At 60.5% G+C, this 16,234-nt stretch carries 17 protein-coding genes; 1 reads left to right on the top strand and 16 read right to left on the bottom strand.

Going from position 1 to position 16,234, the window contains the following annotated elements; genetic code table 11:
* Positions 1-202 precede the first annotated feature (202 nt).
* Genes V0U79_RS00805 through proS form a run of 3 tightly spaced genes read right to left on the bottom strand, consistent with a single transcriptional unit; the run spans position 203 to position 3,525 of the window.
* Positions 203-895 carry an ABC transporter ATP-binding protein gene (locus V0U79_RS00805; protein WP_330197555.1) on the bottom strand — a complete coding sequence of 231 codons (693 nt, stop codon included), beginning with the start codon at positions 893-895 and terminating at the stop codon, positions 203-205.
* Positions 888-2,195, bottom strand: a complete 1,308-nt coding sequence (locus V0U79_RS00800) for a lipoprotein-releasing ABC transporter permease subunit (RefSeq protein ID WP_330197554.1) — start codon at positions 2,193-2,195, stop codon at positions 888-890. The genes V0U79_RS00805 and V0U79_RS00800 overlap by 8 nt, the downstream gene beginning before the upstream one ends.
* A 7-nt stretch (positions 2,196-2,202) precedes the next feature.
* Positions 2,203-3,525 carry a proline--tRNA ligase gene (gene proS, locus V0U79_RS00795; protein WP_330197553.1) on the bottom strand — a complete coding sequence of 441 codons (1,323 nt, stop codon included), beginning with the start codon at positions 3,523-3,525 and terminating at the stop codon, positions 2,203-2,205.
* 134 nt (positions 3,526-3,659) lie between these two features.
* On the opposite strand from proS, the gene V0U79_RS00790 reads away from it, so the two are divergent.
* Complete coding sequence (locus V0U79_RS00790; RefSeq protein ID WP_330197552.1) at positions 3,660-4,451, top strand: enhanced serine sensitivity protein SseB C-terminal domain-containing protein; 792 nt, start codon at positions 3,660-3,662, stop codon at positions 4,449-4,451.
* Here the strand turns inward: V0U79_RS00790 and V0U79_RS00785 are convergent.
* The 13 genes from V0U79_RS00785 to V0U79_RS00725 are packed head-to-tail and all read right to left on the bottom strand — an operon-like array spanning position 4,448 to position 16,229.
* On the bottom strand, positions 4,448-4,813 hold the full coding sequence (locus tag V0U79_RS00785; RefSeq protein WP_330197551.1) for a DUF1467 family protein: 366 nt from the start codon (positions 4,811-4,813) through the stop codon (positions 4,448-4,450). The genes V0U79_RS00790 and V0U79_RS00785 overlap by 4 nt on opposite strands.
* A complete protein-coding gene (mce, locus tag V0U79_RS00780) occupies positions 4,810-5,226 on the bottom strand; it encodes a methylmalonyl-CoA epimerase (RefSeq protein WP_330197550.1) in 417 nt (138 codons plus the stop codon). Before mce ends, V0U79_RS00785 begins: the two co-directional genes overlap by 4 nt.
* Positions 5,227-5,236: 10 nt before the next feature.
* A complete protein-coding gene (locus tag V0U79_RS00775; protein WP_330197549.1) occupies positions 5,237-6,907 on the bottom strand; it encodes a ribonuclease J in 1,671 nt (556 codons plus the stop codon).
* Positions 6,907-7,686 (bottom strand): type III pantothenate kinase, encoded by a 780-nt coding sequence (locus tag V0U79_RS00770; RefSeq protein WP_330197548.1) that lies wholly within the window; start codon positions 7,684-7,686, stop codon positions 6,907-6,909. Before V0U79_RS00770 ends, V0U79_RS00775 begins: the two co-directional genes overlap by 1 nt.
* Before the next feature lie 9 nt (positions 7,687-7,695).
* The gene (locus tag V0U79_RS00765; protein WP_330197547.1) at positions 7,696-8,436 is read right to left on the bottom strand and encodes a biotin--[acetyl-CoA-carboxylase] ligase; all 741 of its coding nucleotides are present in this window, start codon (positions 8,434-8,436) and stop codon (positions 7,696-7,698) included.
* Entirely contained in the window at positions 8,437-9,888 is a 1,452-nt protein-coding gene (gene nuoN, locus V0U79_RS00760; protein WP_330197546.1) for an NADH-quinone oxidoreductase subunit NuoN, read from the bottom strand.
* A gap of 12 nt (positions 9,889-9,900) precedes the next feature.
* The gene (locus V0U79_RS00755; RefSeq protein WP_330197545.1) at positions 9,901-11,397 is read right to left on the bottom strand and encodes an NADH-quinone oxidoreductase subunit M; all 1,497 of its coding nucleotides are present in this window, start codon (positions 11,395-11,397) and stop codon (positions 9,901-9,903) included.
* The gene (gene nuoL / locus V0U79_RS00750; RefSeq protein WP_330197544.1) at positions 11,398-13,539 is read right to left on the bottom strand and encodes an NADH-quinone oxidoreductase subunit L; all 2,142 of its coding nucleotides are present in this window, start codon (positions 13,537-13,539) and stop codon (positions 11,398-11,400) included.
* Positions 13,540-13,544: 5 nt separating this feature from the next.
* The gene (gene nuoK / locus V0U79_RS00745) at positions 13,545-13,853 is read right to left on the bottom strand and encodes an NADH-quinone oxidoreductase subunit NuoK (protein WP_330197881.1); all 309 of its coding nucleotides are present in this window, start codon (positions 13,851-13,853) and stop codon (positions 13,545-13,547) included.
* Positions 13,853-14,464: an NADH-quinone oxidoreductase subunit J gene (locus V0U79_RS00740; RefSeq protein ID WP_330197543.1), complete on the bottom strand. Its 612-nt coding sequence runs from the start codon at positions 14,462-14,464 to the stop codon at positions 13,853-13,855. Before V0U79_RS00740 ends, nuoK begins: the two co-directional genes overlap by 1 nt.
* A 24-nt stretch (positions 14,465-14,488) precedes the next feature.
* The gene (gene nuoI / locus V0U79_RS00735) at positions 14,489-14,977 is read right to left on the bottom strand and encodes an NADH-quinone oxidoreductase subunit NuoI (RefSeq protein ID WP_330197542.1); all 489 of its coding nucleotides are present in this window, start codon (positions 14,975-14,977) and stop codon (positions 14,489-14,491) included.
* A complete protein-coding gene (nuoH, locus tag V0U79_RS00730) occupies positions 14,974-16,023 on the bottom strand; it encodes an NADH-quinone oxidoreductase subunit NuoH (RefSeq protein WP_330197541.1) in 1,050 nt (349 codons plus the stop codon). The genes nuoI and nuoH overlap by 4 nt, the downstream gene beginning before the upstream one ends.
* Positions 16,023-16,229 (bottom strand): hypothetical protein, encoded by a 207-nt coding sequence (locus V0U79_RS00725; RefSeq protein ID WP_330197540.1) that lies wholly within the window; start codon positions 16,227-16,229, stop codon positions 16,023-16,025. The genes nuoH and V0U79_RS00725 overlap by 1 nt, the downstream gene beginning before the upstream one ends.
* Positions 16,230-16,234 lie beyond the last annotated feature (5 nt).

Genomic DNA, 16,234 nt, shown 5'->3' with positions numbered 1-16,234 from the left:
TAGGCGTTTTGGTCAGGCGAGGAGGATGGATGTCCACATCAAAATCATCCAGCCAAAGCCCAGAATAGCAGCCGCCGAGGTCGCATCCGCCAGAAGTCTTTTCATAACCGTCTCCATCAACATATCGTCGTGTTCTGGTTATGTTCTTTCACGTTTTGTTCTTATTGCCAAGAGGTTTTTCGTTAACGCGCGAAACCTGTTTCTATTCAGTGGGCTGGTAGGATACGAGCTCGCCGTTTTCGAGCGCGAGAACCCGATCCATACGCTCTACAAGACCAATATTATGGGTGGCGACCAGGGCCGACACTCCCTCGTCCCGGGCGGCATCGCGGAAGCTGGCAAAAACCGCATCTGATGTCTTGGGATCGAGATTGCCGGTTGGCTCGTCGGCCAGGATGAGCTTGGGATTATTGGCGAATGCCCGCGCGATCGCCACGCGCTGCTGTTCACCACCCGAAAGTTCAGCCGGACGATGAGTGAGCCGGTCCTCGAGCCCCAGTGCCGTGAGTAAGCGCGTCGCCTCCGGAATGGCCTTGTTCCGCAGCTCGCCATGGATAAGGCGGGGCAGAACAACATTCTCCAGCGCATCGAATTCGGGCAGCAAATGGTGAAATTGATAGACGAAGCCGATGTAGTTCCGGCGCAGCCCGGTTCGCACATCGTCGCTGGCATTCACGGCATCGATCCCGTCGAGGCGGACCGAACCACCGTCAGGCGGTTCCAGCAGGCCGGCAATGTGCAACAGGGTCGACTTTCCCGAACCTGATGGTCCGATCAGGCCGACAATCTCACCGGGCTGGAGATCGAGATTGACGCCGCGCAGGACGTGCAATTCCTCATCCCCGGATTCATAGGTGCGCGTTACATCGCGCAGGGAAAGGACGGCGTCACTCATAACGCAGTGCCTCTACCGGATCGAGACGGGCGGCCCGCCATGCGGGCGGCAAGGCCGCGAGAAAGGCCGAGAACAGGCCGAACAGAATGGCGAAGGTCACCTCGCCCGGATCGATCCTCGCTGGCAGTCGGGTCAGGAAATAGACTTCCGGGTTGAAAGGATCGACCCCCGTCAGAACCTCGATCATGCTCTGTATGCTCTCGATATTGAGCACGAACAGGAAGCCGAGAGAGGCACCACCCAGGGCGCCGACCATGCCGATCAGCATGCCGATCAACAGGAAGACCCGCATTACCGAGCCACGCGTAGCACCCATGGTGCGCAGAATGGCGATATCGCGCCCCTTGTTCTTCACCAGCATGACCAGGCCGGTAATGATGTTCAGCGCAGCGATCAGGATAACGACGGACAGGATAAGCCGCATCGCAAAACGTTCGACCTGAAGCGCCTGATAGAAGGCCAGGCTCTGATCGCGCCAGTCGAAGACGGTTGTGCCCGATGGGACAGCGCGGCGGACAGACGCCATGGTCTGCTCGATCTCGACAGGGTTCCGGACGCGGGCCTCGATCGTCATCGGACCATCCTGGGAAAAGAACAACAGCGCCTGCTCCAACGGCATGAAAGTGACCACCTGATCAAACTGGTGAACGCCAACCGTGAAAATGCCACCGACCGTGTAGGCCTTGCGCCGCGGTACGGTCCCGAACGGTCCCGACGACCCATTCGGCGCCAGAAGCGTGATTTCGTCACCGGGTTCGATTGAAAGCCGGCGTGCCAGGGCGGCGCCGATCAGAATCGTATCGCCCCCATGATTGCCGACACCGAATTCATCGAATGAGCCAGCGATCAGGCCATAACGCTCTCCCGGTCCCGGTGCCGATGAAATCCTGTCAATGTTGGCAAGGTCTGCGGGTTCGATCCCGACCACCTGCGCGCCCACGGTTTGACCGTTGGCGGTAAACAGGGCCTGGCCATCAAAGCGCGGGCCCGCATTCAGCACCCCCGGAATGCCGATAAGATCGCCCTGGATCTCCTCGACTTCCCGCTCGGTCAGGCCGCGGACGTCAACATAGACGTGGCTCTGCGCTCCGAGAAGCTGGCTCAGAAGCTCGTAGCGGAAGCCGTTCATGATGGAGAGCACGATAATCAGGGCCGCCACGCCCAGCATGATGCCGAGGAAGGAGATGATCGCGATGAGTGCAATTCCTCCCTCCTTGCGCCGCGCGCGCAAATAACGCATCGCGATCACGAATTCGAAGGGTGCAAACGGCCGGGCCCCGCCCAGCTTCGCCTCAGCCATCAGCCAGTTATCCTTCCGCCAGGCGTTTGATCGCCTCATCCAGCGGCAATTCCAGCTTCTCGCCGGTGCGCCGCACTTTCAGCTCCACCTTGCCCTCTTTCAGGCCGCGGGGGCCAATGACCAATTGGTAAGGCAGGCCGATCAGATCCATCGTGGCGAACTTTGCACCAGCCCGTTCACCAGTGTCATCCAGCAGGGGTTCCTTGCCGGCCTTCGTCAGGGCTTCGTATGCCTTGTCGCAGGCCGCTGACGTGTCAGCGTCATCAGAGCGCATATTGATGATACCCACGCCGAAGGGCGCGACGCTCTCCGGCCAGATAATGCCGTTCTCATCATGGCTCGCCTCGATGATGGCGCCCATCAGGCGTGACACACCCACACCATAGCTGCCCATATGGACAGGGCGTTCTTTTCCATCCGGATGGGTCACCAAAGCCTTCATCGGCTCGGAATACTTGGTGCCGAAATAGAAGATATGCCCGACCTCGATGCCGCGCGCGGACAGACGCTTGTCTTCCGGCACCTCGGCTGCAAAGCGGTCGGCTTCATGCATTTCCTCGGTGGCGGCATAGAGCGCCGTGCGCTCATCGACCAGCGGCTGAAGGTCGCCGTCAAAATCCACGTCAGCGCCAGGTGCGCCCATCTCGACAAGATCCTGGTGACAGAAAACCTCACTCTCGCCGGTCTCGGCCAGCACGATGAATTCGTGCGAAAGATCGCCGCCGATCGGACCGGTATCGGCCCGCATCGGCACGGATTTGAGCCCCATGCGCGCGAACGTGTTCAGATAGGCCACGAACATCCGGTTATAGGCCTTGCGCGCGGCGTCCTCGTCGATGTCGAAGGAATAGGCATCCTTCATCAGGAATTCGCGGCCCCGCATCACACCAAAGCGCGGGCGGCGCTCATCGCGGAACTTCCACTGGATGTGATAGAGTAGCTTGGGCACGTCCTTGTAGGACTTGCAATAAGCGCGGAAAATCTCGGTGATCATTTCCTCATTTGTCGGTCCATAGAGCAGATCGCGCTCATGACGGTCGACAATGCGCAACATTTCCTGGCCATAATCCTCGTAGCGGCCACTTTCGCGCCAGAGATCCGCCAGCTGAATGGTCGGCATCAGCATTTCCACCGCACCTGCCCGGTCCTGTTCCTCGCGGACGATCTGCTCGATCTTGCGCAGCACGCGATGGCCCAATGGCAACCAGGCATAGATACCCGCTGCTTCCTGGCGGATCAGGCCGGCGCGCAGCATCAGCTGGTGAGACACAATCTGGGCGTCCGAAGGGGCTTCCTTCAGGACCGGAATGAAATAGCGGGAAAGGCGCATTGGGGTGTGTCCGCATCAGTTCTGTGAAGCCTCGACGCTTAACCGGGCTTGGCAGAAGGGGCAAGACTGTTGCGCTTTACCCGAAGGCATATGGCGGGCTTCAACTGCAAAGGGCGGCATGGCAGAAATGCGGTATGGACGATTTTCCACGAAACGATCTCGAGCGCGCCCTGCAGTTGGCAGCAACGGACCCGGCCGCCCGGGCGGACTTTCTCGAAATGTTACTCGAGTCCCGGATCTATGTTCTCGGACACGCCAATTCACCGGCCAGTGGCGATGAAATCACGATTTCCGCCGGCGATACGCTGTCACTGGCGAACTGGACCCATGAAGACGGGCAGAGCTACATCCCCTTCTTCACCTCTCTGGAAGCCCTGCAGCAATCCATCAGCGGTGAATCCGGATATCTCTCTTTCAAGGCGCGTGAGCTGTTCGATACAACGCGCGGGAGTCACCTTTTCCTCAACCCGGGACAGGATTTCGGCAAGGAATTCCTGCCGGGTGAAGTCGACAATCTGCTCGATCACGGAACCAGCACTCCGGTCGAAACACGCGTTCATCGCGCAGAAACGCCCGTACAATTGGGAGAGCCAAAGGAATATCCTGTTGAACTTGTCGAAGGGCTGACGCGGCTGTTTGCCCGGCATGGCGCCATTCAGCGGGCGTATATCGCCCTGATGCAGGATTCCTCAGCCGATCAGCCCTTCAGTCTGCTGGTCGGACTGGAACTCGACGGCAACGTCGATCTGGAGCGGATCGGGCTGGGTCATATCTGTGCGGAATACGCCCCGCAAGGCTTGCCGGTCGATGCGATGATCATGCGCCCGGACGATGACGGGCCTTCCCGCTATTTCCGGGAAGCCTCTGATCCCTTCTACGAACGCAGCTGGGGACAGCGGCTGAAAAGCTTCCTGATCCACGGTTAGGCGTCCCAGGCGTCCGAACCGGGGATAAAGGGGATATCATCCAGCGTAATCAGCTGGAACTCGAAAACCCCGAACAGGATCAGCCAGATCAGGGCCGCTACAAAAGTTGTCAGCCAGGCTTTGCGTTTCAGTCCGGGATCAAGGGGGGCACCGCTCTCCGTGCCCTGCACGACTTCTCCGCTCTCGGCCTGGCCGGTCACGCCAAGCGGCAGGGTTGTGAACAGGACCAGCCACCAGACGGTCAGATAGATGGCAATGCCGGTAACGAAATTGATCCCGGCCGCCGGCAGAAAGAGCTGCGCCAGCAAGGCGATCGCCGCCAGGGCGATGACAGCAATCTGGAAAATCCGGTAGGGCGTCATTTCGGCTCCTGCATCAACTCGATCAGAACACCATGCGTGTCCTTCGGATGGACGAACACGACCGGCACGCCATGGGCACCGATATAGGGCTCACCAGTGCCGAGAATGGTGGCGCCTTTTGCCTGCATGGCATCACGCGCGGCGATGATATCCGGCACTTCGAAACAGACATGATGTTGTCCGCCCTTGGGGTTTTTCTCGAGGAATTTATTGACCGGGCTTTCCGGGCCAAGCGGTTCCAGCAATTCCAGCTCGGTATTACCGGTGCTGACGAAACACACGCGCACGCCCAGCTTGGGGAAATCCTTGATTTCCGTTGCATTCTCCAGCCCGTAGAGCGCTGCATAACTGTCACGCGTCGCGGCAATGTCGGGGGTGGCGATACCGATATGGTTCAGGCGTCCAACCTTCATGTCAGCCTCCTCAGGCGGTCAGGACCATGATGTCGACCTGGGGCTTCTTGCCCCAGAGCATGTTGAGTTCGCGGCGCACGGCCCGGCGGGCAGCCTCTTCCACTTCGCCTTCATCACAGCGCGAGCGGCGTTTCAGGCGGTCGAAGGCGTTTTCGGCGGCTTCGCTGATCCGGTCCATCAGCTGATCCTCTCGCAGATCGCGGCTTTCCGGCAGCCCCAGAACACGCACATCCGGCCCGGAGATCAGACTGCCCTGCCCGTCAATGACCATGGCAACGGTAACGTGTCCGGCATAAGCCATCGAACGCCGTTCGCGGATGGCCGGGTTCTCGGCTTCGGTCAAGAAATTGCCATCCAGATAGAGACGGCCCGACTTGACCTCATCAACGACACTGGCGCCGTCTTTTGAAATCCGGATCATGTTGCCATTGCGACCGGCCAGGGCCTGCGGAACCTGCAGCGACCGTGCAAAATCGGCATGTTCGGCCAGGTGGCGGTGTTCGCCATGGACCGGAATGGAAATCTGCGGCCGGACCCATTGATACATCTGCTTCAGCTCGTCCCGGCAGGGATGGCCGGAGACGTGAACATGGCGATCGCGCTCGGTGATAATGTCGACACCGCGCTCTGACAGCAGGTTCTGGAGCTCGAAAATATCCGCCTCATTGCCAGGGATCACCCGGCTGGAGAAGATCACCGTATCGCCCTTGGTCAGATTGACAGAGCGATGGTCGCCCCGTGCAATCCGCGACAGGGCTGCGCGCGGCTCGCCCTGGCTGCCGGTGCAGAGATAGAGAATCTTGTCCGGCGGAAAATGCGAGGCATCGTCTTCATCGATGAAGGGCTTGGCGTGCGACAGCAGGCCAACGGATTTTGCGGCACCCGCCATGCGGTGCATGGAACGCCCGACCAGACAGACCCGCCGGTCGTTGGCCTCGGCGGCCACAATGGCGCTCTCCATCCGCGCGACATTGGAGGCGAAGGAGGCAATCGCCACCCGGCCCTTCAGCTCGCCGACCAGTTCGATCAGGTTTTTCCGGACACCGGCTTCGGACCCGGACTCGCCTTCGGTGAAGACATTCGTCGAATCGCAGACCATCGCCAGAACGCCTTCATCGGCGAGCTCGGTCAGCGCGCTGACATCGGTCTTCTCGCCAATCAGCGGTTCCGGATCAATCTTCCAGTCACCTGTGTGCAGGATCAGGCCTTCCGGGGTGCGAATTGCCAGACCATTGGGTTCGGGAATGGAATGGGTCAGCGTGACAAAGCTGATATCGAACGGCCCCAGCTTAATATGTCCGTCCAGCGGTACAACGTGGACGATGGCTTCGCGCTCGAGGCCCTTTTCCTTCAGCCGGTCGACCATCAGCCAGGCGGTAAACGGCGTCGCATAGATCGGCACGCGGAAACGTTCCCAGAGATGAGCGACAGCCCCCATGTGATCTTCATGCGCATGGGTCAGGACAATAGCCAGAAGGTCGTGGGCACGTTCCTCGATGAAATCGGGATCGGGCATGATGACATCAATGCCGGGCGTTGTGAGGTCACCGAAAGTGACCCCGCAATCGACCATGATCCATTTGCGGCTCTCCTCCGGCCCATAGCCGTAGAGATTGAGATTCATGCCGATCTCGCCGGACCCGCCGAGTGGCAGGAAATAGAGCCCGTTGTCCTCGACCATCAGCGTGACCCGCCGCTGTTCAGCTTCCAGACCTCATAAAGGCCGTGAATGGTGATGTCGGGATCAAAATGATCGATGGTCCGGGATGCGCCGTCGAACAGAGAGGCCACACCGCCGGTTGCGATAACCGTCAGGTCTTCCGGGTATTCGGTCTTGATACGATCAGCCAGTCCGTCAATCAGCTCGACATAGCCCCAGAAAATACCCGATTGCATCGCCGTGACCGTATCCTTGCCGATCGCGGTTTCCGGCTGGCGGATCTCGATACGTGGAAGGCGGGCAGCGGCATCGTGCAACGCCTTGACCGACAGATTGATCCCCGGCGCAATCACCCCGCCCTCGAAGGCGCCACCGCTGGAGACCACGTCGAAGGTCGTCGCCGTGCCGGAGTCGATGAGCAGAAGCGCACCGTCATATTTTGTCCGGGCACCAAGCGCGTTGACCAGACGGTCGGCACCGGCTTCCTGAGGCCGCGGGATGCGGACCTCCACGCCCAGCTCCACCCCCGGCTCGCCAATGATCAGAGGTTCGGCGCCGAGATAGCGGCGCGAGAGATTGCGCAGATTGAACAGGGCCTGGGGCACCACGGTCGAGATGACACAGGCCGATATGTCGGCAAAGGCCAGCCCGTGCATGCTCATGATCTGGCTCAGCCAGACGGCATGTTCGTCAGCGGTCCGTGTGGAATGCGTGGCGGTGCGCCACTGCGCGCGCCAGCCCTCACCGTCATGGACGGCGAAAAGCGTATTGGTATTGCCGCAATCGATCGCGAGAAACATTTCGGCGGTTTACTCCAAAGCGCCGGGAAAAAACACGTCTCCCGCTGAAATAAGCCGCGTTTGGCCATTGGCCATTTCCAGTTTCAGCGAACCATCGCTGGAGAGGTCGGTGAAGACACCCTCCAGGGTTTCCTGGCTGAGCCGGGCGACACAACGCTGCCCGACGCCATGTGCCCGCGCCATCCAGGCCTCCCGGAGCGGCGCAAATCCTTCGCGGGCCCAGACGCTGCGCCAGTATTCGAAACGCACTGTCAGCAAGTCCAGCGCCTGTTCGGCTGACGCCTTCACCCCCAGCCCTGCAAGGCTGGTTGCAGGATAATCCGGGATGTCCGGCGCCGCAGCGGTATTGAGCCCTACTCCGACAACCAGCTGGATAATCTTGCCGGGCGCATCTGCGGATTCCAGCAGCACGCCGCAAATCTTCTTCCCGTCCACAAGCACATCATTGGGCCATTTCACCCGCACGTTCCGATCTGGCAGAAAGGTCTGGCAGACATCGGATGCGGCCAATGCTGCGGCAAAGGACAATTGCGCCGCTTCCGCCGGGGTGCACTTCAGCGAATAGAGGCCCGAGCAATAGAGGTTCTGCTCCAGATCCGCCCAGCTGCGCCCTCTGCGCCCCCGACCGGCCGTCTGCCGGCGGGCGGCAATCCATAGCGGTCCGATCTCGCCGGCCCTGAACCGGCGACGGGCTTCCTCATTCGTGGAATCAGTCTCGTCCAGCCATTCAATCCGGACGCCCGGCGCCATCTAGAACGGGCCCATCCCTGCGCCGCGTGCCAGAAGGAAGATTACCGGTGCGATGATAACCAGCGCCGCCGTGGCAATGCCGGCGACATTGGTGATCACGCCCGTCGTTCCGGGCGGTCCGATGATGTTGACGACCGGCTCGGAGAACCACATGACGCGGACGATGCGCAGATAATAGGCAGCGGCCACGACCGAGAACAGGACCAGTGCGATCGGCAGGATCACCAGCCCCGCATCGAGGGCGGCATAGAGAATGAAAAGCTTGCCGAAGAAGCCGACCAGGAAAGGCAAACCGCCGATCGAGAACATGGCGCCGGTCATGGTCCACGCCAGGCCGGGGCGTGACTGGGCCAGGCCGGCCAGATCATCGACCTGTTCGACCATGCCTTCGCTGGTGCGCATGGACAGCACCACACCGAAAGCGGCCACGAGGCCGATCATGTAGAGGATCATGAAGGCCAGCAGAGCCCACAATCCGGTCTGGGTTCCCGAGGCGATAGCCACCAGTGCATAGCCCATATTACCGATCGAGGAATACGCCATCAGACGCTTGATATTCTGCTGGGTCAGAGCACCGAATGCGCCGACCGCCATGGAGGCAATCGCGATGGCGGTGATCACCTGTTGCCACTGATCGGTCATGGCACCGAACGGCTCGTAGAGCACGCGGGCGAGCAGAACGATGGCGGCAAATTTCGGAGCGGTCGCGAAGAAGGCCGTCACCGGCGTTGGCGAACCCTCATATACATCGGGTGTCCACATGTGGAAGGGTGCTGCGGAGACCTTGAACGCCAGACCGCAGATCACGAAGACCAGACCGAAGAGCAGGCCGAGATTGACCTCTCCCGAAGACGCCGCCTGGGCAATCTCGTTGAAGCCGGTGGCGCCGGTAAAACCATAGACGAGCGAGGCACCGTAGAGCAGCAGGCCGGACGACAGAGCACCAAGGACGAAATATTTGAGGCCGGCCTCCGACGCGCGCAGCGAATCCCGGTTGAAGGCCGCCATCACATATAGCGCCAGGGATTGCAGCTCGACGCCCATATACATGGAGATCAGATCGTTGGCCGAGACCATCATCGACATGCCGAGCGCGGCCAGGGCGATGAGGACGAAATACTCGAAACGGGCCAGCTTCTCGGCCTTCAGATAGGGCACGGCAAACAGCAGCGCGATGGCGGCTGCGCCAAAGATGGCGATCTTCGAGAACAGGGCCAGCGGATCAAAGATGAAGGCGCCTGCAAAGGCCTGACCGCCCTCGCCCGGCACCAGGAAAGCCGCCACGATACCCGCCAGCACAAGGAGGCCGGCCGTCAGCGGCGCCACGAGGCCAGCGGCCTTGCCGTGGTCCTTGATGTAGACGCCCAGCATCAGCAACGCCATGGCGCCGAGAGCCAGCACGATTTCCGGGCTGAAGAGCATGTATTCCGAGGTGAGCGTTGCGAGATCCATTTTCGCCAGCCTCTACTGCGCGCTGGCGGCAATTGCCGCCTGATAATTCGAGATCAGCTGTTCGACCGAGGCCGCGGTGACATCGGTGATCAGCGTTGAGAAGAAGCCCAGCACCAGCGTGGCGATGATGAGCGGCATGAAGATCGCCCATTCGCGGACATTCATGTCGTTGATGGCTTCCAGCTTCGGATTGGTCATGTCGCCCAGCACCAGCGCCTTGTAGGCGTTCAGCATGTAGACGGCCGACAGGATGACACCGACAGCTGCACCGGCTGCGGCCCAGGTCGAGACCTGGAAGGTCCCCGCCATCGCCATGATCTCGCCAACGAAGCCGGACGTTCCCGGCAAGCCGACATTGGCCATGGTGAAGAGTGCGAGAACCGCTGCATAGACTGGCATGCGGTGCACGAGACCGCCGTAGAAGGCGATTTCCCGCGTGTGCATGCGGTCATAAATGACACCCACGGCGAGGAAGAGCGCACCGGAGATCACGCCGTGCGAGATCATCTGGAAAATGGCGCCCTGCACGCCCAGCTCGGTCATGGCGAACAGGCCCATCGTCACCAGGCCCATATGCGCCACGGACGAATAGGCAATCAGCTTCTTGATGTCGGTCTGACGGAACGCCACCAGCGAGGTGTAGATGATCGCGATTACCGACAGGACGAAGACCAGCGGCGTGAAATAGGCGCTGGCATCCGGGAACATGGGCAGCGAGAAACGCAGGAATCCGTAGCCCCCCATCTTCAGGAGAACACCTGCCAGGATAACCGAACCGGCGGTCGGCGCCTGAACGTGGGCGTCCGGCAACCAGGTGTGAACCGGCCACATCGGCATCTTCACCGCGAAGGAGGCAAAGAAGGCGAGCCACAGCCAGGTCTGGATATTCGCCGCGAAATCATGCTCGAGCAGGACGGTGATGTCGGTCGTACCGGCCTGCTGGAACATGAAGACCATGGCGACCAGCATCAGCACCGAGCCGAGCAGCGTGTAGAGGAAGAATTTGAAGGCCGCATAGACGCGGTTGGCACCACCCCAGACACCGATGATCAGGAACATCGGGATCAGACCGCCTTCGAAGAAGACGTAGAACAGCACCATGTCCAGCGCACAGAAGACGCCAATCATCAGCGTTTCCAGCACCAGGAAGGCGATCATGTAGTCAGCAACGCGCTTTTCGATCTTCCAGCTGGCCAGGATCGAGATCGGCATCAGGAAGGCGGTCAGCAGGACAAACAGGACGGACAGCCCGTCCACGCCCATGCGATAGCCCATGCCGAAATCCGAAAACCAGTTGACCTCTTCCACCAGCTGGAAGCCGGGATTGGAGGCATCGAAGCGCATCATCACCACGATCGACAGGGCGAAGGTGACCAGCGTGGTCAGCAGCGCCACACCGCGGGCGTTCTTCTCGATGAAGGCCGAGTCCTCGGCACGCGAGAACATCTTGAACAGCGTGATGACGAGGGCACCGGCGAGCGGCGCGAAGGTTACGGCGGACAACAACATCTATTCGCCTCCCGCGCCCATCATGGCCCAGAGCGTGAGTGCCACCACTCCGATCAGCATGACAAAGGCATAGTGATAGAGATAACCCGATTGCGCCTTGGACAGGCGGCGCGCAGCTGCCATCGCCGACGCCGCAAAACCGTTCGGTCCGAACCCGTCGATAATGCGCATGTCGCCAATCTTCCAGAACAGATCACCCAGGGCACGCGCACCGCGTACGAAGATGAAATTGTAGATCTCGTCGAAATACCACTTGTTCAACAGGAAGCGGTGCAGCGGACCCTCGCGGGACGCCAGACGCGCCCCGAAACCGGCAAAGCGGATATAGAAGATCCAGGCGAGCACAAAGCCGATGATCGTCACCGTCAGCGGCGTCCACAGCACCCAGTCCGGCGGATGATGACCATGATGTTCGCCCTCGCCATGATCTTCTTCGGCGCCGTGCGCCGCATCCTCGCCGTGCGAGGCGGCTTCGGACGGCGCGCCATGATCACCCTCATGCGCTTCGTCTGCGTATGTGTCGGCTGCGGCGGCACCATGATCGTCCATGGCCTCTCCAGCCTGTGACCGGGCGTAGTATTCACCGTAATTGCCTTCGGCGTATGGACCGGCCGGCAGGGAATCCTCCCAGAAGGTGAAGGCGTGACGGCCGACAAACTGGTCCTTGAACGCCGCACCGGCAAAGACTGCACCGATCGCCAGCAGGACCAGCGGGATCATCATCACCCGCGGACTTTCATGGGCATGGTCAATCACTTCTTTCTCGCCCCGGAACTTGCCGTGGAAGGTCATGAAGATCAGACGCCAGGAATAGAAGCTGGTGAGGCCCGCAGCGATCACACCGACCCAGAAGGCGGCCATGCCGAACGGCAGCCCTTCCTGCCCCATCATGAAGGCTTCCTCGATGATCATGTCCTTCGAGAAGAAGCCGGCAAAACCCCAGCCGAGCACCGGAATGCCGACACCGGTCAGCGCCAGCGTGCCGATGATCATCAGCATCCAGGTCAACGGCAGCGCCTTGTAGGTACCGCCCATCTTGCGCATGTCCTGCTCATGGTGGAGGCCGTGAATGACCGAACCGGCACCGAGGAAGAGCAGCGCCTTGAAGAAGGCGTGCGTGAACAGGTGGAACATGGCGGCAGAGTAGAGCCCCAGGCCGGCAGCAAAGAACATGTAGCCCAGCTGCGAACAGGTTGAATAGGCAATGACGCGCTTGATGTCGTTCTGCGCCAGGCCGACCGTGGCTGCGAACAGCGCCGTGGTCGCCCCGATCACCGTCACGAAGGCCGAGGCCGCAGGGGCCGCTTCGAACAGCGGATAACAGCGGCAGACGAGGAAGACACCGGCTGTCACCATTGTGGCCGCGTGGATCAGCGCGGAGACCGGCGTCGGGCCTTCCATCGCGTCCGGCAGCCAGACATGGAGGAAGAACTGGGCGGATTTGCCCATCGCGCCAATGAACAGCAGGAAGGCTACCAGCTCGATCGCGTTGAATTCCATACCGAGGAAGGACCAGGTCAGCGCGGCCATGCCTTCCACATCGTTGAAGACGGCGTCAAAGCTGATCGAACCGAAGATCGCGAACACGGCCATGATACCGAGCGCAAAGCCGAAATCGCCAACGCGGTTGGTGACGAAAGCCTTGATGGCGGCATCGTTGGCCGACTTCTTCTTGTACCAGAAGCCGATCAGCAGATAGGAGGCCAGCCCCACGCCTTCCCAGCCGAAGAAGAGCTGGAGGAAGTCGTCGGCGGTCACCAGCATCAGCATGGCGAAGGTGAAGAGCGAGAGATAGCTGAAGAAGCGCGCCCGGTGTGGATCGTCGCTCATATAGCCCCAGGAATAGACGTGAACGAGCGAAGACACGCTGGTCACAACCACCAGCATCACCGCGGACAGCGGGTCCAGACGCAGGGCCCAGGTCGCCTGGAAGTCACCAATGCTCATCCACGTCGCGAGTGGAATGGTGCGGGCATTTTCCGCGAAAATGACGTCGTAGAAGGTCCAGGCTGACAGAAGCGCCGACAGGATCAGCAGCCCCGTTGTTAGCGTCATGGCGGCGCGATCACCGATAAAGCGCTGGAACAGTCCGGCGATAACAGAGCCCACAAGCGGGCCGAAGACGATGAGTATCGGAGCCATATCGCCTAGCCCTTCATCAGATTGACGCCCTCAACCGAGATATCACCCCGGTTGCGGAAGAAGACGACAAGAATGGCGAGGCCGATCGCGGCTTCCGCGGCGGCCACCGTCAGAACGAACATGGCGAAGACCTGCCCGGCCAGATCACCGAGATAGGAGGAAAACGCCACGAGATTGATGTTCACGGCGAGCAGCAGCAGCTCGACCGACATCAGGAGGATGATGACATTCTTGCGGTTCACGAAGATCCCGAAGACACCGATGGTGAACAGGATCGCCGAAACGGCGAGATAGTGCGAAAGGCCGATTTCCATCATTCGCCCAGCCCCTCTCCGGGTTTGACATCATGCATTGTGACAGCCGTCTTGCGGTCGCGGCCGACCTGAACGGCAATATTCTGACGCTTTACATGCGGCTTGTGCTGCAGGGTCAGCACGATCGCGCCAATCATCGCGACCAGCAGGATCAGGCCCGCCGCCTGAAAGAAATAGGCGTAATCGTCATAGAGCAGCATGCCGAGCGCCTCGACATTCGAGACATCCGCCGGCGTCGCGCTTGCGGTGTTCATGGCCGTGACCTGCGCTTCGCCCCAGGACTGACCGACAAGTATCAGTTCGGCGGCGAGGATCACCGCGATCAGGCCGCCGAAGGGCAGATAGCTGAGGAAGCCTTGCTTCAGCTCGGTGAAATCCACATCCAGCATCATGACGACGAACAGGAAAAGCACCGCGACCGCGCCGACATAGACAACGATCAGCAGCATGGCGAGGAATTCCGCGCCCAGCAGCACGAACAGGCCTGCCGCCGAGAAGAAGGACAGGATCAGCCAGAGGACTGACCGCACCGGGTTTCGTGCGGATACGACGAAGAAAGCGGACAGAACCGTCACGCTCGCCAGAACCCAGAATGTTATTGCCTGCAGCATCAGCCGTCTCGTCTTGCTTGCGCCCTAGCGGTAGGGCGCATCGATTTCCAGATTGCGCGCGATCTCGCGTTCCCACCGATCGCCATTCGCCAGCAGTTTTTCCTTGTCGTAGAAGAGCTCTTCGCGGGTTTCCGCAGCGAACTCGAAATTCGGACCCTCGACAATCGCGTCCACAGGACAGGCTTCCTGACAGTAGCCGCAATAGATGCACTTCACCATGTCGATGTCGTAGCGCGTGGTGCGGCGCGATCCGTCCTCGCGCGGTTCAGCCTCGATGGTGATGGCCTGCGCCGGGCAGACCGCTTCGCACAGCTTGCAGGCGATGCAGCGCTCTTCCCCGTTGGGATAGCGGCGCAGCGCATGCTGACCACGGAAACGCGGGCTGAGCGGGCCTTTTTCGAAGGGATAATTCACCGTCGCCTTGGTGCGGAACATGTAGCGCATCGCCAGCACGAAGGCGCCGACGAAGTCGAGCAGCAGCGCGCCGCGGATGGTCTGGGCTATCCGGCTCATGAGGCAGCTCCGAAATAGGCGATGTAGCCGCCCACCAGCGCCACAGCGGCCAGCGAGGTCGGCAGGAAGATCTTCCAGCCAAGGCGCATCAGCTGGTCATAGCGGTAGCGCGGCACGATGGCCTTCACCATCGCGAACAGGAAGAAGAAGAAGACGATCTTCGCGGCGAACCAGAAGAAGGGCGGCAGGAAGCTCAGGAATTCGAACGGCGCATGCCAGCCACCAAAGAAGAGGATGGTGCACATCGCGCACATCAGAACGATGTTGAGGTATTCGCCGATCATGAACAGCAGGTACGGCGTGGAGGAATATTCCACCTGATAACCGGCCACGAGCTCGGACTCCGCTTCCGGCAGGTCAAACGGCGGGCGGTTGGTTTCTGCCAGGGCGGAGATGAAGAAGATCACCGTCATCGGGATCATCACCAGGAACATCGGGAATGGCAGCGTGTGCAGCGCCAGCATGTTCCAGTTCCAGAATCCGCCAGCCTGTTGCTCGACGATGACCGAGAGGTTCATCGAACCGGCAAACAGCAGAACCGTAACGATGATGAAGCCGATCGAGACTTCATAGGAAATCATCTGCGCCGCCGAACGCAGCGCGCCAAGGAAGGGATATTTCGAGTTCGAGGCCCAGCCACCGATGATGATGCCGTAAACACCGAGCGATGAGATCGCGAACAGGTAGAGGATGCCGACATTGAGATCGGCAATCACCCAGCCCGGTGCGACCGGGACAACGGCCCAGCCGATAAAGGCCAGAACAAGCGTGATCAGCGGTGCCAGAAGGAAAAGCACGCGGTCGGCCCCGGCCGGCACGACGATTTCCTTGAGCACGAACTTGAAGAAGTCGGCGAAGGATTGCAGCAGGCCAAAAGCACCCACCACGTTCGGGCCCTTGCGCATCTGCACACCGGCCCAGACCTTGCGGTCCATCAGCAACAGGAAGGCCAGCGCGATCAGCAAAACGATCATGAAGGCCAGGATCTGGCCGACCGCAATCAGTGTGCCGAGGACGGCTCCGTATTGTTCGATGAAATGACCCATTACCTGTCATCCCCTGCTGCCGTTTCGCCGCCCTGCGACAAGACAATCGCGACCACCAGGCCAACGCCGGAGCCGATCGCCGGGCCGAACACCACACCCGTGGCGACATCACCCATAACAGCGCCGAGAGCCGCCCCGAAAGCGGTCCCAAGACCCGCGCCGAGGGCCAGGCCGACACCAATCGTCAGTGGAAAGGATCTCGCCATTATCC

The sequence above is a fragment of the Hyphobacterium lacteum genome (assembly GCF_036330345.1).
GTDB classification, from domain to species: Bacteria; Pseudomonadota; Alphaproteobacteria; order Caulobacterales; family Maricaulaceae; genus Hyphobacterium; species Hyphobacterium lacteum.
This window is presented reverse-complemented; position numbering and strand designations above follow the sequence as displayed.

What these genes read in the sequence shown, in the direction of transcription:
- nuoK (WP_330197881.1), bottom strand. Translation starts at nt 13,853, where the DNA reads ATGGAAATCGGCCTTTCGCACTATCTCGCCGTTTCGGCGATCCTGTTC.
- V0U79_RS00755 (WP_330197545.1), bottom strand. Translation starts at nt 11,397, where the DNA reads ATGTTGTTGTCCGCCGTAACCTTCGCGCCGCTCGCCGGTGCCCTCGTC.
- V0U79_RS00775 (WP_330197549.1), bottom strand. Translation starts at nt 6,907, where the DNA reads ATGGTCGAGGACAACGGGCTCTATTTCCTGCCACTCGGCGGGTCCGGC.
- nuoH (WP_330197541.1), bottom strand. Translation starts at nt 16,023, where the DNA reads ATGGGTCATTTCATCGAACAATACGGAGCCGTCCTCGGCACACTGATT.
- nuoN (WP_330197546.1), bottom strand. Translation starts at nt 9,888, where the DNA reads ATGGATCTCGCAACGCTCACCTCGGAATACATGCTCTTCAGCCCGGAA.
- V0U79_RS00805 (WP_330197555.1), bottom strand. Translation starts at nt 895, where the DNA reads ATGAGTGACGCCGTCCTTTCCCTGCGCGATGTAACGCGCACCTATGAA.
- nuoI (WP_330197542.1), bottom strand. Translation starts at nt 14,977, where the DNA reads ATGAGCCGGATAGCCCAGACCATCCGCGGCGCGCTGCTGCTCGACTTC.
- V0U79_RS00800 (WP_330197554.1), bottom strand. Translation starts at nt 2,195, where the DNA reads ATGGCTGAGGCGAAGCTGGGCGGGGCCCGGCCGTTTGCACCCTTCGAA.
- mce (WP_330197550.1), bottom strand. Translation starts at nt 5,226, where the DNA reads ATGAAGGTTGGACGCCTGAACCATATCGGTATCGCCACCCCCGACATT.
- V0U79_RS00765 (WP_330197547.1), bottom strand. Translation starts at nt 8,436, where the DNA reads ATGGCGCCGGGCGTCCGGATTGAATGGCTGGACGAGACTGATTCCACG.
- V0U79_RS00790 (WP_330197552.1), top strand. Translation starts at nt 3,660, where the DNA reads ATGGACGATTTTCCACGAAACGATCTCGAGCGCGCCCTGCAGTTGGCA.
- V0U79_RS00770 (WP_330197548.1), bottom strand. Translation starts at nt 7,686, where the DNA reads ATGTTTCTCGCGATCGATTGCGGCAATACCAATACGCTTTTCGCCGTC.
- V0U79_RS00785 (WP_330197551.1), bottom strand. Translation starts at nt 4,813, where the DNA reads ATGACGCCCTACCGGATTTTCCAGATTGCTGTCATCGCCCTGGCGGCG.
- proS (WP_330197553.1), bottom strand. Translation starts at nt 3,525, where the DNA reads ATGCGCCTTTCCCGCTATTTCATTCCGGTCCTGAAGGAAGCCCCTTCG.
- nuoL (WP_330197544.1), bottom strand. Translation starts at nt 13,539, where the DNA reads ATGGCTCCGATACTCATCGTCTTCGGCCCGCTTGTGGGCTCTGTTATC.
- V0U79_RS00725 (WP_330197540.1), bottom strand. Translation starts at nt 16,229, where the DNA reads ATGGCGAGATCCTTTCCACTGACGATTGGTGTCGGCCTGGCCCTCGGC.
- V0U79_RS00740 (WP_330197543.1), bottom strand. Translation starts at nt 14,464, where the DNA reads ATGCTGCAGGCAATAACATTCTGGGTTCTGGCGAGCGTGACGGTTCTG.